General features: G+C 55.9%; 7 protein-coding genes and 1 pseudogene. All 8 read left to right on the plus strand.

Annotated elements, in window-relative coordinates; genetic code table 11:
- Nucleotides 1-3 precede the first annotated feature (3 nt).
- On the plus strand, nt 4-3819 hold the full coding sequence (locus tag AB2U09_RS13075; RefSeq protein WP_459193163.1) for a helicase-related protein: 3816 nt from the start codon (nt 4-6) through the stop codon (nt 3817-3819).
- Nucleotides 3820-3825: 6 nt separating this feature from the next.
- Nucleotides 3826-5787 (plus strand): DUF8724 domain-containing protein, encoded by a 1962-nt coding sequence (locus AB2U09_RS13080; protein ID WP_459193164.1) that lies wholly within the window; start codon nt 3826-3828, stop codon nt 5785-5787.
- Nucleotides 5788-5819: 32 nt separating this feature from the next.
- Nucleotides 5820-6749, plus strand: a complete 930-nt coding sequence (locus AB2U09_RS13085; protein WP_459193165.1) for a phospholipase D-like domain-containing protein — start codon at nt 5820-5822, stop codon at nt 6747-6749.
- 164 nt (nt 6750-6913) lie between these two features.
- The gene (locus tag AB2U09_RS13090; protein WP_459193166.1) at nt 6914-11206 is read left to right on the plus strand and encodes an Eco57I restriction-modification methylase domain-containing protein; all 4293 of its coding nucleotides are present in this window, start codon (nt 6914-6916) and stop codon (nt 11204-11206) included.
- Nucleotides 11207-11259: 53 nt separating this feature from the next.
- Nucleotides 11260-12144 (plus strand): hypothetical protein, encoded by an 885-nt coding sequence (locus AB2U09_RS13095; RefSeq protein WP_459193167.1) that lies wholly within the window; start codon nt 11260-11262, stop codon nt 12142-12144.
- Entirely contained in the window at nt 12110-12508 is a 399-nt protein-coding gene (locus AB2U09_RS13100; RefSeq protein WP_459193168.1) for a restriction endonuclease, read from the plus strand. Before AB2U09_RS13095 ends, AB2U09_RS13100 begins: the two co-directional genes overlap by 35 nt.
- 189 nt (nt 12509-12697) lie before the next feature.
- A pseudogene (locus AB2U09_RS23255) lies at nt 12698-12907 on the plus strand (DUF8139 family protein); the annotation flags it as partial.
- Between the two features lie 115 nt (nt 12908-13022).
- Nucleotides 13023-15965, plus strand: coding sequence for a helicase-related protein (locus AB2U09_RS13105; protein WP_459193169.1), 2943 nt, complete (start codon nt 13023-13025; stop codon nt 15963-15965).
- Nucleotides 15966-15980: the final 15 nt, after the last annotated feature.

Genomic DNA, 15980 nt, shown 5'->3' on the forward strand with positions numbered 1-15980 from the left:
AGGATGTCAACAGAAGATACTACCGAGACTGAAACCCCGGCTGACGACGAACGTATCGCCCGGCACCTCCGCGAGACGGTGCTGAAACAGGCCCGTGGCGACATTGATGACCGGGTCCAGCGGGACTTTCCCAGCGAGCGGTTCTTCGCAGGTGCGCTGGCGCCTGAAAGTGAGGAGCAACTTGACGACCCGGACGACGACCTGCAGTCGAAAATGGAGCCGACCGGCCTCGGTGCCACCGTCCGCGTCCGGGGAGGCACCGATGACGACGCGCTGGTCCTCTCGGTTAACGCGAGCGTGTGGGTGCGCGTCAACCCCATGTACGACGAGATGGTGAACCGGGACTCCTTCGTCGCACTGGGAGACCGCGACGAGGACGACGAGGGCGACAACCTGCTCCCGGTGTTCGAGCGGATCGAACTCGACATCCCCCCGATCGAGATCCCGGCGCGAGTGCTCCAGACGCCGAGTCGGACCACCCCGGATGTCGTCCAGGAGCGTGCTCGCGACGCGTTCCAGACAGCCTTCGCTGACGCACGCGAGTACGCCCAGGAGAACTACGATCTCTACGCCGAGATAGAAGGCGACGACACTGTCCCGACGGCTGCCCTAGAGGACAAAGAGAGCTTTCGTGGTTACCTGGCTGAACGCGCTGCTGAGGGGAATCTGGCACTCCCCGACTGGCACGCCACACTGACCGTCGAGGTGATGGCTGACGAGGAGAACGATGACGACAGTACCATCGTTGATCTCGAAGTCGCGAACGAGGCGATACAGTCGCGCGACGACGCCATCTACACAATTCGCGACCCAACTCTGTTCGAGGTGGGGCTCGAACTGGAGACGACAGGGGATCTCGAGTTCGTCCCCTTCACTTTCGACCCACTTCCCGAGGACTTCCGCTATAACCGCGATCTCTGGGGCCACGGGCGTAACTGTACGGTGACTGCGCCCGAGCGCAACGATCAGCAGGTGGACAAAGACGGTGTCCCACCTGGCCGTCGCGCTCCTGCCGCAGCACCGACAGCCAATCGGCTGGAGACGCAGTTCATTCCACAGTACCGCCAGCTCGTCTACGAATCCGCAGATCGAAACGTCGACGCGGCGTTCGAGGCGCTCGCGGATCTAGAAGACGGTGGCCTTGATACCCTCGACGACATTGCCGCAGAGATGCGGCAGTACCTCCGCGAGGAGTACGACGCCGCGCTCGAACAGTATCGAGAGCGCGAAGACTGGGACGACGACCCCGAAACTGGCGATCTCGCTGACTTCAACAATGACCGTGATGCGTTCGAACGCGAAATCGAGCGCTTCGAACGCGGGATTGATTGTCTCCGTCAACACCCCGAGACAGTCGGGCGCGCGTTCGAGCTGATGAACGAGGCGATGGACCGGATGCACGAATTCCCCGGCTGGCGCCTCTTCCAGCTTGTATTCATCGTCATGGAGGTGCCCGATGTTGCAAGCCGTGAGTACGAGGAGTGGGCCGAGGTTAGCTGGCGCGATGGATCAACTGAAGACCGTGCAGAGGGCGCCGATTCACCCCTCGACGTTGTTGATGTGCTCTGGTTCCCGACAGGCGGTGGGAAGACCGAGGCGTTCCTCGGTGTCGCAGTCTGGAGCATGTTTTTCGACCGACTTCGTGGGAAGAACTTCGGGGTTACAGCCTGGACAAAGTTCCCGCTCCGGCTTCTCTCGCTCCAGCAATTCCAGCGGATGACAGAGACGGTGATGTATGCGGACCTCGTCCGCCGCGAGCAGTCCGATATCGGGACCCATCCTTCCCGCCCGTTCTCCATGGGCTACCTCGTCGGCAAGGCGAACACGCCGAACGCTCTCACCGGGTACGACAACAACAACCATCAGCGTTATCAGGGCCCATCTGGAGAGAGCCTCCGTCGCGAGGCGAAGGTCGTTCCCAGCTGCCCAGCCTGCGGCGCAGATGTTGAGGTCCGGGTCACCGAAGACGACCATCGGTTGACGCACTGCTGTACAGGCAGCAGCTTCGATTGCCCGTGGCAGTCGCGCTCGCTAGACTCCAGCGAAACCTACGCCGAGGCGGAACTCCCGGTCCACGTCGTCGACAACGAGCTCTACCGGTACGCGCCGACGATCATCGCCGGGACGATCGACAAGATCACCGCCGTCGGCTATCAGCGCAAGTTTGCCCACCTTATCACGGGCGAGATGGACCTAGAGTGTCCGATCCATGGGTTCGCTAGCCTCGGTGAATGCACCGAGAAATACGGCTGCCCGATCGACAAAGACGATTTCCCAGACATGGCGCGTCCGGTCGAGCCCTACGACCCTGCGCCGTCGCTGATGGTTCCCGACGAACTCCATTTGCTCGAAGAGAGCATGGGAAGCTTCGACGGTCACTACGAGACGGGGGTCGCCGAACTGCAGGAGCTCGTCGAGGCCGGGAAAACGAAGGTCATCGCCCCAACGGCGACGATCACCGGGTTCGAAGATCAGGTGCATAACCTGTTCATGCGGCCGGCTGAGCGTTTCCCCTCCCCCGGCCCGTACCTCCGTGAGAACTTCTACGCACAGGAGCGTGCAGAAACCCAGCGCCACTACATTGGGCTGGTTCCCCACGGGAAGACCCACATCAACTCCATCATCGATCTCCTGTTCTATTACCATCGGGAGATCCAGAACCTGTTCCGCAAGTCCCTGAACGAACCGACTCAGGTGCTGACAGGTGCTGCACTCGAAGGGACGGACACGACGGCCCCGCTCGAAGCAGACTCGATCGACGAAGTGCTGGCGCTGCTCAGCTACTACAGCACCAGCATCACCTATCTGCTGTCGAAGAAAGACGGTGACCGGCTGGATCAGTCTATCGTCTCACAGCTCGATGCCTATCTCCAGGAAGACGGACGGCCCCCGCTGGCCTCCGAGCGGATGACTGGAGGGACCGGCTTCGAGACAATCATGGAGGTGTTGGACATCGTTGAGGACCCCTGGGACGAGGAGGCCGATGAAAAAATTCTCAGCCGGTTAATTGAACGGGGAGTGCTCGAAGAGGAGGTGACAGAGTCCGTCCTCTCGCTCCGGAGCACACTCGAGAACAGCCTCGACGAGGAGAATGAGGTAGTCGACAGCGACCAGTTCGATGTCGAACGCGCCCGTGCGAGCGAGGACACGCGCGAAGCGCTTGCCTGGTTGCTTGCGAGTCGACTCAACACTATCACGGCAACGAACATGATCGCCCACGGGGTCGACGTCGACCGGTTCAACATGATGACGTTCTTCGGGATGCCCCGCGGGACCGCTGAGTACATCCAGGCGAGTTCCCGTGCAGGCCGGTCGCGCCCGGGTCTCGTGTTCAACGTGGCACACCCCATCCGGGAACGCGACCTGAGCCACTACCACTTCTTCGAGAAGTATCACGCGTTCCTCGACCGGCTAGTCGAGCCCGTCCCGATCAACCGCTGGGCGAAAAACAGCGTCAAACAGACCCATCCAGGGCTGTTCATGGGACTTCTGTTGAACCACTACATGTACCGCGAGGGTGCCGGGAACCTCTACTTCGGAGATAACGCCGAGGAGTTAGCCGACTCGATCGATGAAGGAGAACTACGCCAGCAGATGCTGGGAATGTTCGGCGATCCAGCCGACCACGAGGAGTTCCAGAGTGATATCGAGGACCTCACGAGAGAGGCGCTCTCGCAACTTCGCCTCGACGACGGCCAGTGGACGAGTGGGCGAATCAAGCGATCCCCGATGCGCAGCTTGCGGGACGTCGACGAGCAGCTTCCGATCCGAGCCGAGTACCGCTATCGAGAGATCTTCGAGACCCTGGACAACCGGTGATCAACAATGAGCATGGAACGTAGCCGCCATCAGATCCTGTATCAGTTCCTTCCCGGGAACACGTTCGACTACAGTGACAAGCGTGGCATCTGGCAGGTGAATCGCCTCGAAACAACTGACGCAAGCGGACAGGTCGACCGGGACTACATCGTCGACCGTGTGTTCGCCCGGGCAAAGAACTGGGACGGGGGTGAACAGGGCTTCACATCGAACAATCCCTCCCACTACGACTTCGCCGCGCCCGAGGAAGTTCGCGCTCGTCCATTCCCGACGACTTTCTACTGTACGAGCTGCCAGAAGGCCCACGGGTACTACTCCGCAGACGACCTCAGCGGGAAGAACCAGGCATTGAAGTGCCAGCGCTCGGGTTGCAACGGCGACCTGAAGCAGTATCAGTTCGCCAGCGTCCACAGCTGTGGTGAGATCAGGCGACTCTATACGCAGAAGTGTCCCGAGCATGGCGACCAGCACATCGTTCTCGATACGCAGGACAGCCAGCGCGCACAGAACTTCAAATGGCGCTGTAACATCTGCGGGTGGGACACCCGGGTGAGCTACTACCAGAGCTGTGGCTGTGACTACGTCCCGCCGGCCTATGAAGACAATCCGGACGATGACAACATGTACACCACCGTCCACCGCGCCGGCTCGACGTACTATCCGCACTACCTGACAACGGTGAACCTGCACACCTCAGGGATTGGGCACCTCCGAGGAAGCGAGGACGGGTCCCGGAAAGCACTCGCCAAACATCTCGGACTCACGGACTCCCCGCTCCAGGCCGTCGATATGAACGAGGGGATCGAGGGGGCTGAAATTGACGACGACCGGAAGATCGAGGTCTACCAGAGCGAACCTGAGGTCGAGTCGCTGGCTGAGGCTGAAGAGTGGCTCCGTGACCATGGCGAAATCGACAGCCAGACCATCGGCGAAGTCATCAGAGACCTGATCGACCTGGACGCTGGCGATGACGCTACAGAGATGACCAACGCTGGCGACGAGCTCCTCCAGTATGTACTCAGTCTCGAAGAACTCACCGCCCACACGATCGACGAACTGGAAGCGGACGCTCGCAAGGAGGGATTCCCACAGAAGGCCGACAAGATCTCGACCTACTTCGACGACCTCGAGCGTCTTGGATTCAGAGACGTTCGCGTCATCGAGGATTTCCCTGTCCAGACATTCGTCTACGGCTACACGCGAGGCGGGCGTGAGGAAGATGAGGCCCGGCTGAACGCTTTCTCCCAGAACGCAAGCAGCGGCGATGGAACTCCGATCTTCGTCGATACCTCGGAAACCGAGGCGACGCAGTTCGATCTCGACCCGGCCGCGGTGTTGCTCTGGCTCGCCGTCAATATCCCGGGAACCAGCGACGAAGATGCAGTTCGGGGGAGCATCACGCTTCCCGAGGTCCCGGAGAATCCGGAAGAGCCCGATATCGAGCGGGCCCAGGCTGCTATCGAAGACCTCTCAGAGGCCGAACAGTGGGCTTTCCTGCTGAATCACCTCGACCCCGTAGACCAGTATGGCCGGTTCGACACCACCACTGACGACACCGTCGAGGGGCAGGTGACGAAGTACGTCTTCGAGATGCTGCACACGCTCTCGCACATCCTGCTGAAGCAGGCAAGCACCATCAGTGGATTCGATCGGACAAATCTGAGCGAGTTCCTCTTCCCGCGTGCCCTGTCGCTGATGATCTACACCAACAACCGCGAGGAGTTCAACATCGGTGGGATGACCACCATGGTCGAACAGCAGCTGGACGATCTCCTCGGGCAGGCGAAAGCACATGGAAACGAATGCATGATGGACCCGGTGTGCTCACAGCGCGATGGGGCCTGTCTATCCTGTCTCCATGTGAGCGAGATCAGCTGTTCGTACTTCAACCAGGTCCTCTGTCGGGACTACCTCTTCGGCAGTCGGCCAAACACTGGCCGGTCTATCGAGGGCTTCTGGCGACTGTAACGAGCGGCAAGATATCCACCCCCTTTCGCACGATGGTTGAACACCGATCGACGACCGACCGACTGCTCGCAATCGCGGATATTGTCGACCAAGAGGACGAGCTCATCGATGAACTGGAGGGGCTCTTTCTCCTCGCCGCTGGTCGCTCGCAGTGGCTATCTCCCGCCGCAGTAGCACGCGATACGCGTCTGAGCCGCGAATCCGCGACTGATCTGTTCCGACAGCTGCTCGAGTGTGGCGCCGTCGAGCGGGAAAGCTATGATGCCGAAATCGTGGAAGCACGCTTCACTATCCACGGCACTCAGATGCGGGAGATATTCGACCGGACCCGTGAAGCAATCAAGATCGTGACCGCTCATCGTGACCGTGTGCCTACCACAGCGGTAACGCCGCTGGTCACGTTTCCCGACGATCCAGCGTTCAGTGATACGACAGCAGCCTCCTTCGGGATGGACGGCCTGCTCTCGACGCTCGCGACCCAAGTGAAACGCTGTGAGAGCGAGATTGTTCTGCTATCTCCGTTTTTCGAGGGCGAGGGGCTCGGTCGACTCGCGGATGTCCTGCTCGATGCCCTCGAACAAGGGATCGACCTGACGATCGTAACGCGGTACCTTACGGACACGCGTTCACATAACTACAGTGTCATCAAGTCGTTCGTCGACCGTGCTGCTGAGCGCGGTGTTTCTGCAGAAATTTCGCTCGTCGATTACACAGTCTGGGATGATAGTGTGCCAACCGAGGAGCGGAGACAGAACGGAGCGAACCCTCGATTCACCCTTCACGCGAAAGTGATGCTGTTCGATTCGGATGCAGCGTACGTCGGGAGCGCCAACGTCACCGACTACGGCTTCGACCGGTACCTCGAACTGGGCGTCTTACTGGAAGGCGCGAAAGTAGCTCCGTACCGCGATCTCTGCAGGTTCTTGCTCGAATCAGAGGGAGCGGTCTCAATCTCTCTCTGAAGCGCGATGGTCTCCAGAACCCGATAGTGCGCTAGGTGATTGGTCCTTAGAATCGCCTGAGGCGGGTCTACCCGGCATCCGGTGGGAAAGTACTAATTACGTGGAAGATACCCGGTACAGTATAGCTGTCGCACCCCGCCTGACGGGGCCCTCGCTAGCCATCAATGACGGACTCAACCATTTACCGGACGAATCGTGATCTGTTCTCGAATCATTACCTTAACGATCATCTCCGCGAAACCGAACCATGGAACGAGGTTCCTGATGCGGAGGTGAAAGCGGCCTTCAAAGAGATCAGTGGCCTCCTCGACGACAAGGGCGACCGTGTCGAGGACTACAACGAGGCCCAGCTTGAGCGAAACCTCATCCGTCCGATTTTCGATATCCTCGGCATCTCCTTCGAGATCGAGGAGACGGTCATGCGGAATGCTCGACGGCCGGATTACGGATTCTTCCCGGGAGAGGAGGCTGCCGATAAGGCGTTCGACCGTGAGAACTTCTATGAGGAGGCCATCGCGGTCGCTGACGCGAAACGATGGGGTCGAAAGCTCGACACCCGGGGTGAGGAAAAGCGAGACTTCGAAAACCCGAGCTACCAGATCCACCGCTATCTCCAGGAGACGCCGGCCCAGTGGGCAGTCCTTACGAACGGAGAGAAGTGGCGACTCTACTACGGACCAACGAGCCACCGCTTGGACTCGTTCTACGAGATCGACCTCCCGAAGCTCCTCGACGCCGTCAACGAGGATGGAGACCTTGAGGCGTTCAAGGAGTTCTACCTCTTCTTCCGGCAGGGCGCGTTCCTTCCAGACCAGTCGGGTGATTGCTTCCTCGACGATGTGTACGACGAATCGAGCGTTTTCGCCGAGGAGCTCGGTGAGGACCTGCAGGAAAATATCTACGAGGCGATTCGCGTCCTCGCAGAGGGCTTTCTCGATACCAACGACGACTTGGGCGAAGAGGATCTCGACCTGATCCATGACAGTTCGCTCATCTATCTCTACCGGCTCATCTTCGTACTCTACGCCGAGAGTGAGGGTCGGAACCTTCTCCCAACGGACAACGAGATCTACAGCGCCAGCTACAGCCTGAACGAGCTCAAACAGATCGTTGTCGAAAATCGGAGCAAGACCCAGCAGGAGTACCAGTCGTGGCAGACGAACCTCTGGGACCGGCTCGAGGAGCTGTTCGTCCTCATCGACCAGGGGAGCCAGGGCCAGGGAATCCCGAAGCAGGACCTCTACATCCCCGCGTACAACGGGGGGCTCTTCCGCACGGATCCGGACGAGGACGACAGCGTCGAATCCCAGTTCCTCTCGGAGTACGAGGTCGGTGACGCCTACATCGCGGAGGTCATCGAACTCCTCACGCGACACGAGGCCTCTGAAGGCCAGGGGAAGGTCTTCGTGGACTACTCCTCGCTGGACGAGCGGAACCTCGGCTCCATCTACGAGGGGCTGCTCGAGTACAAACTGGCCGTCGCCGACGAACCCCTGGCCGTTGATGACGGTGAGTACGTCGCTGCCGGTGAAGACGATACAGTCACCATCGAGACGGGAGAGGTCTATCTCCGTACTGACGACGGAGAACGAAAGGCGACGGGGTCGTACTACACGCCCGAATACGTCGTCGAATACATCGTCGATAAGACGCTCGGACCGCTCGTGGAGGAGATCCGGGCGGACCTCGTATCCCAGAGTGCAGATACGACTCACAGCCGTGACGGCGGATTCGCCGAGGAGTTTGCCGAGCAAATTTTCGATCTCACCGTGCTTGATCCGGCAATGGGGAGCGGTCATTTCCCGGTCAACGCTGTCGACTATCTTGCCCGCGAAATCATCGACGCCCAGGAACGCCAAGACCGACAGGCGCTCGACACCGAAGGCGAAGAAGTCCGTTCCCCGCGGACGGAGGAGGGGGAGCTGCGGGACATCAACTGGGCACGCCGGAAAGTCGCTCAGCGCTGTATCTACGGCGTCGACGTCAATCCGCTCGCGACCGAGCTGGCCAAGGTCTCTCTCTGGCTGCGGACGCTCGCGGCCGAGCAACCGCTTGCGTTTCTTGACCACCACCTCAAAACAGGTAACTCGCTCGTCGGGAGCGACATCGAGGACGTGCTGTCCAACGGTGATGACGAAACTACGGAAGACGGTCAGCTAACACTTCAGGAATCGCTCGACCACACGCGAAAGCGCGCAATGGAGCACGTCACCAATCGCTTCCAGGACCTGCTCAACATCGACAACGAGACGCTGGAGGATGCAAAGGAGATGGAGGCGGTTTACGATGACGTGCGCGATGACCCACTCTACAAGAAGCTCCTCGCGATGGCTAACGTCCACACCGCCGATACGTTCGGGCTTGATGTACCTGATGACGTTGACGAGCGAATGGCTAGAGCGCTACACAGTGAGTCGTGGGAGAACATTGAGGGGCAGGACTGGTTCAAGAGCGCGCAAGCGATGGCCGAGGAGGAACGCTTCTTCCACTGGGAACTGGAGTTCCCGATGGCGTTCTACGACCAAGACGGAGAGCGAAAATCGGATGCTGGGTTCGACGTGGTGATTGGGAATCCGCCGTATATCCGGATCCAAAATGTTCGTGAGTCGTCTCCAGAGACAGTCTCATATATTAATTCACAATATCAAACACCCCATCAAAACTATGATCTAGCAGTACCCTTTACAGAGCTTGGATATGAACTCCTGAGACCAAGCGGCCGATTCGGATATATAGAGACGAAGAAATGGCTTCAATCTGAATATGGTGAAAATCTACGAGAGTATCTTTCTGATAATAAGGCAGTCCACACCTTAGTTGACTTCGGCGACGAGCAAGTTTTCCCGGGGGTTGATACATATACTGTCATTTTATTCCTTGAAAAATCTAAAGAAGGGAATTTCAGATACACAAAGATTAACCAGCTATTGGGAAAAGTTGAACAGTTTCAGGATATTCCGCAGTCTGGGACTCTAAACCGGGAGGATATGTATAGCTATGAAGAATCCTATGACAATATCGACTCGCGTCCGTGGAAGTATGTGTTGCCAGGCGAAAGGGAAATATTAGATAAACTGAGTGAATTTCAGACAGTTGAAACCGTTGTGGACAGCACATTTGTTGGACTGCAAACGAGTGCTGACTCTGTATATATCGTGGAGGCCCTCGAAGAAGGAGACAAATATATACAAATATTTTCTGAAGAGCTGGAAGAGACGGCAAGAATAGAAAAGGAAATCACAAAGCCAGTCCTCCGAGGGAAAGATATGGAAAAATGGACGATAGCCAATTGTAAAAACCGCGTTATTTTCCCATATTCGGTGGATGCAGGGTCTGGTGATTACGAAATCTTATCAGAACATAGTATACGTTCCCAGTATCCGAAGTGCTGGGAGTACCTCCAAAAAAATAAAGAGAGATTGATGAACCGCGCTGATATAGACAGTAAGACGTGGTGGGCATACCCCTACCCCAAAAATCTTGAAAAATTCGAATCAAAGAAGCTGATGACTCAAGTTCTATCTGATTCTGCGTCATTTTCACTGGATCGTGAGGGTACTTATTCTTTTGTAGGGGGTGGCACCGCCGGGGGTTACGGGATGACTGTTGATGAAAAGAAAATACGATATGAGGCACTATTGGGCTTAATCAATAGTAACCTTCTAGACTGGATGCTCAAAAAGGAGAGCTCCCAGTTCAGAGGGGGATATTATTCATACGCAAAGAGATATCTTGAGAAACTACCTATTCTACTAGAAGGGCTGGATAACCATCCATCAAACAGCGTTAATCCGCAAATTGACCGTAGCAAAACTGTTGAAGAAATACTCTCAACAAGGGTTGCTAGTATTGTTGATAATGTCCGTGCAAGACGGAAGCTAAACCTCGATCTCCTCGAATACCTCAGCAACTACGCCAAAGGTCCCAATCTTCCCGATATCGGTCTCTTCCAGCCAACAGGCACGAACATTCTCGACGCCACCACAGAAGACTACGAGAAACTTCAAATCGAACGCGCCCACACAAAACGCGATGGACAAACCGTCACAGTCGAGGCGACAGCGCGCTACAAGCCCGAAGACGAGGACGAGTTCGAAACCGACACCTACGGCTATACGGAGACAGACTTCTTCGAAGCTTTCACACTCACAGACTTGACTGACGAGGAGGCTACACTGGTCGAGGCGTTTGTCCCCGTCGCCGTCGAAGAAGAGATCGGTGGTTTCCGGGACAACGCCACGAAGAATATCTCCCTGATCGATCGCTTGAAGCAGGTCACCCTGCCCGACCCCGACGACGTGGCCGACGATCTCCGGCGCTACATCGAGACGAAGGAGCGCGCTAACGAACTCGACGAAAAGATCGAGAAGACTGACCGGCTCATCGACGAGATCGTTTACGATCTCTATGATCTGACTGACGAGGAGATCGAGATCGTTGAGGAAGCAGTGGAATAGCAACCACCATTGAATTAATGGTTATTTGTCCAATTATTGCGAAACACTGATCAATGACTGGAGCGGAAGAAGATATCTGCGAATTGCTGTCGGAGGCACACATACCACATGAAGAGGTCGTAGAACATTCAGATCATATAGACAAACTCATCGAAATTGGGGAGCAGCTGCTAAAAGTCTCTGGTGTCGATGACGAGAAAATATATCGAAATGTAACGTACGATGTTCCTGGGCCTATCACAGCTGAGTCAGGTTGGGGAGAGATTGAAGTCGACATTGTAACTTCGAGTACAATATCCAGCGCTCCGCACGCTGCAATCTACGCTACAATAGATTCAGAATCAGATGGGATGGCACGCTACTCGGACGGGCTCGCATACGGCAATCAGCTACTACTGGGTACATGTGGTACGTCAACTGGTGCAAATATAGACGTGCTTCTTTCAAATGAGTATATTGCCGTCAGTATTGCCACGTCTGACAAGGCCAGCGCGCATGATTTGAGAATTTGCCCATTTGACGAAATTACTGAGCAATTTTATACGGAACTCGCTGAGTGGTTGTCTCCGCCGGATTCATATCCGTCTAGGGACCCAGGCCCGCTTCCTTCCACAATCGAAACGTGGAAGAATCATATTCCCAGCTATGAGAGACAGCGATACCCCGATCTTTTCGAGACATCAACGAATGAAGAATACTCCGCAGGGACTGACCCAAATCAATCAGAGATAGACGACTACTCGTCTACTCATCGTCTACCGAGCGAAATATCTACCCAGCACTACGAGCTCGATCTAGAAGAGTACAGAACGGAACTCAAGACCGCTGAAGGGGCAGAAACCTCCGCAGAAAAAGGGGGACTCGCTCGAAGAGTTCTCAACCGTCCTATTCTCTGGTCTGAACATGATCGAGGTGAGGGAAAGGAATCTCCGGACTAAAACCGGAGAAATCGACATAGTGTTGGAGCATACTGGATCCGAGACAAGGACACTATTCGACTCATATACCCGATTCATCCTCGTAGAGTGCAAAAACTGGGCAGGAAAGACGCCAGCAGAAGAGATCAGAAAACTCCAAAATAAAATGGCAGGGGTTGATTCTGACTTGGGGTTCTTCGTGACGACTAGTCAATTAACCGGTTATCAGTCAGATACTGATGCTTCTAGGCTGGCAAACAAATATTGTGGTACTCCCCGTATTGTCACGATAACGCCTGACGAACTCGATCAGATCTCTGCCGGAGTATCTCTCTACGAAATAATCGATGAAAAGCTATTCAGACAGCGCTTTGACTCTTATTAAGATGGTTTCGAGCCTGCCTCTTCTCTCGGACAGTACGTCTGTTTCCACTCGTCTGAAGCTCATTTGATTTTAACCGCGCTGTACAATGCCTATTTGATGGTATGTAGTAATATTCGGTTGGGGGATGAAGTCGTAACTGACAGGAAAGAGCGAGAATGAAACCAACTAATGAAATGATTTGAAGTTGGAGATCAGGTTCGGATCGATATTCCTGATGAAGATGATCCCGATTATGAGCGCCTGCATCGAAAACACGGGACAGTTATTGAAATATTCGAGGATGATGCCGGCCAAGAAACAGGAGATCCACGCGATTCGTATCTATTCAGGATTGAAATCGATGATGGCACAATTGAATCCCTTCGATGGAGAGATCTCCGACCAGCCGTAGACGGATAAACACAACTCGCATGGGAAATGGATCCCGTGGTACGCAGGGGATAGACTTTGGTTGCGTTGCTCTTGGTTTCAAAGGCATATACATTAAGTTCATACACCACATTTGGACTCAGCAGTGTCCGATTGCGCATGCGGCTTCGAGGTTGGTGATCGAGTAAGCTTCGCGGGCGGCGAAGGAGAACTCGTGAAGGCCACCCACCGACCGTCCGGGAATTGTCTGCTTCACATTCTGCCCGACGACGATGACTCGAAGAAACTCCCTGCTGCAGTTGTTGACCCGATAGACAGTAGCGATGCGCTGCTAGAGAAGGGGGAGTTCGACGACCCGGAGCGGTTCTACCTTCGTGCCCGGGCGGCCGAACTCGATCTCGCTCATCGGCAAGACCGATTCGTCGCACTCGAAAACAACCGAATCGACATTGCCCCTCACCAGGTAAAGGCTGCACACGAGATCCTCACCTCTTACGACCATCGCTACCTCATCGGTGACGAGGTGGGCCTTGGGAAGACGATCGAGGCAGCGATCGTCATCGAAGAACTCGCCGCCCGCGGGCAAGCTGACCGCGTACTCATCGTTGCCCCTGCGCCGCTCACAACTCAGTGGCAAGAAGAGCTCAGGGAGAAATTCGACACGAACTACGTCATCTACGACCGTGACTACGTCGAGGCGAAGAAAGACGCCTATCCTGCCGAGAACGTCTGGTCGCACGAAGACCGCATCATCACCTCCATCGACTTTGCCAAACAGGAGGACATGCTTTCGGCTCTGAAGAACGTCCAAGACGACTGGGACATCGCGCTTTTCGACGAGTCTCATCACCTCACTGCTCGCCGTGAGGGAAAACGTGGGGTTGAAAAGACCGACCGCTACCGGGTGGGTGAGGCGGTTTCCGAAACTTCCGACGGACTGCTGTTCCTCACTGGGACCCCGCACAATGGGAAGCGTGATCAGTTCTACTTCATGATCTCGCTACTCAATCCCTATCGGTTCCGCGACGAGCACGATGTCGATAAAGAGGGACTGCGAGACCTGATGATCCGTCGGTTGAAGGACGAAATGTACGAGGCCGACGGGTCGTCGATGTTTCCTGAGAAGAACATTCAGACACTCCCGGTCGAGTTTACAGAGGAGGAACGGCAACTCTACGATGATATCACGGAGTATATCACCGAACACTACAACCTCGCCAGCCAAGAGGAAAACGACGCTGCGGGGTTCGCAATGGTCCTCTACCAGAAACGCCTCGTCTCCTCGATCTACGCGATCCAGCAATCACTCAAGAATCGGATGGAGTCGATCAAGGCCGGTGGTGCCGACCCAGGCAATCTTTCTCCAGTCACGAAAAGCCTGCTCGATGAGTATCGGGAAGACTCCGAGATGCTCACGGAGGCACAGCGCGAGCACGTCGAAGAGGAGCTTGGTGGCGCCGTAGTCTCTAATGATCCGGACAAGATCGAAGAAGAGCTATCGATAGTCCGGGACCTCTACAACCAGGCAAAGGCCATCCAAGTCGACTCGAAGGCAGAACGACTGCGGGAGTACGTCGATGGGATTCTGGAAGAGGATCCTGACGAGAAAATCCTCATCTTTACTGAATATACAGACACGCTCGAATATCTCAAGGGGAGAGTGTTCGGAGACAGGGATATTGCGGAGATTTATGGCGACCTCTCCCAGTCGCAGCGCCAACAACAGTTCAAGAAGTTCGAAGGGCCTGCCAACGTGATGCTGGCAACGGACGCCGCGCGGGAAGGACTGAACCTCCAGTTCGCCCACATCATGGTGAACTACGACCTGCCCTGGAACCCGACACGGATCGACCAGCGTATCGGACGCCTCCACCGCTACGGCCAAGAGGAGACTGTCGAGATTCGAAACCTGTTCTTCAAAGATACCCGAGAGAGTATCATTCTCGAACGGCTTCTAGAGAAGATCGACGAGATCGAGGAAACCCTCGGAATGAGCTCGGATGTTCTCGGGCTCGTACTCGAAGATGTCGATCTAGAGGAGCAGATCATGTCCGCACTCGCAACTGGTGAGAATCCAGAAGCCGTCGTCGACGATCTCGAGACCATCGTGGAGGATCAAGAAGAGGCCGTCCGTCGCGTCGACGAAGAACTCCTCATTCGGGACAAGTTTGACCTGAGCGAGGAAGACCGGGATATCCTCGATATCGTCGAGGAGAGTACTACTGATACGGTCAGTGACGAAGACATCGAGTATCTCGTCAGAACCGTCTGTCGGGAGTTTGGTGGGGCCCTCGAAAACGTTCATCCCGGCCCCGCAGAAGACGGTGATGAGGTATTTGACTTAGTCGTTCCTGAGCGAGTCACTAGTGAGGATGTCGCAAGTAGATATGACGGTGCAACCTTCGACCGCAAGAACGCGCTTGTAGACGAGACGCTTGAATTCATCACACTCGACCACCCTGTAGTTCGGGCAATGATGTCATACTGTCTAGATACAGATGCTGTCGGTGGACAGACGGCTGTCCTCACTGGAGGGAAGGAACTGAAGACGCCGGGACTCCTCTGTCACTACCGAATTGGCTATCTCTCGGGCACGGGTGATACGGTGACTGAGAAACTCGTGAAGGTCTACGTCACCCCTGATGGCGCGACTCAGACTGAAAATATCCACATTACGGGTGGGCTGCCAACGTCAGCTATCGATGGACATCCTTCAATTGGCACTGTGACCGCGCAGGTTGAACAGCTCGTCTCGAAAGCAGATGATATGGCACGGGAGCTTGTTGATGACCTCGCACAGGAAGCACGCGAAGACCGAGAGCGAGAGGTTCGTATTCGTCGAGATCATGCCAAGAACTACTTCGAGTACCGGATGGAAGATCTCGAAGAGCGAATCGAGCAGTTCGAAAGCCGCGACCGTACGGGCGAGGATATGAGCGCAGTACTCGCGAAGCACCGTAGCGAGCTTGCCGAATTACGAGAGCAAAAAAATGCAGAGATGGCCCGGCTTGATGGAAAGGAACAGGTCGTTCCCGACGAACCCGACCTCGTGAATATGGCCGTCGTCGTCAACGCCTTCAAGAACTGATCACGGTTCCGAACG

Source organism: Halosimplex yunnanense, assembly GCF_054504345.1.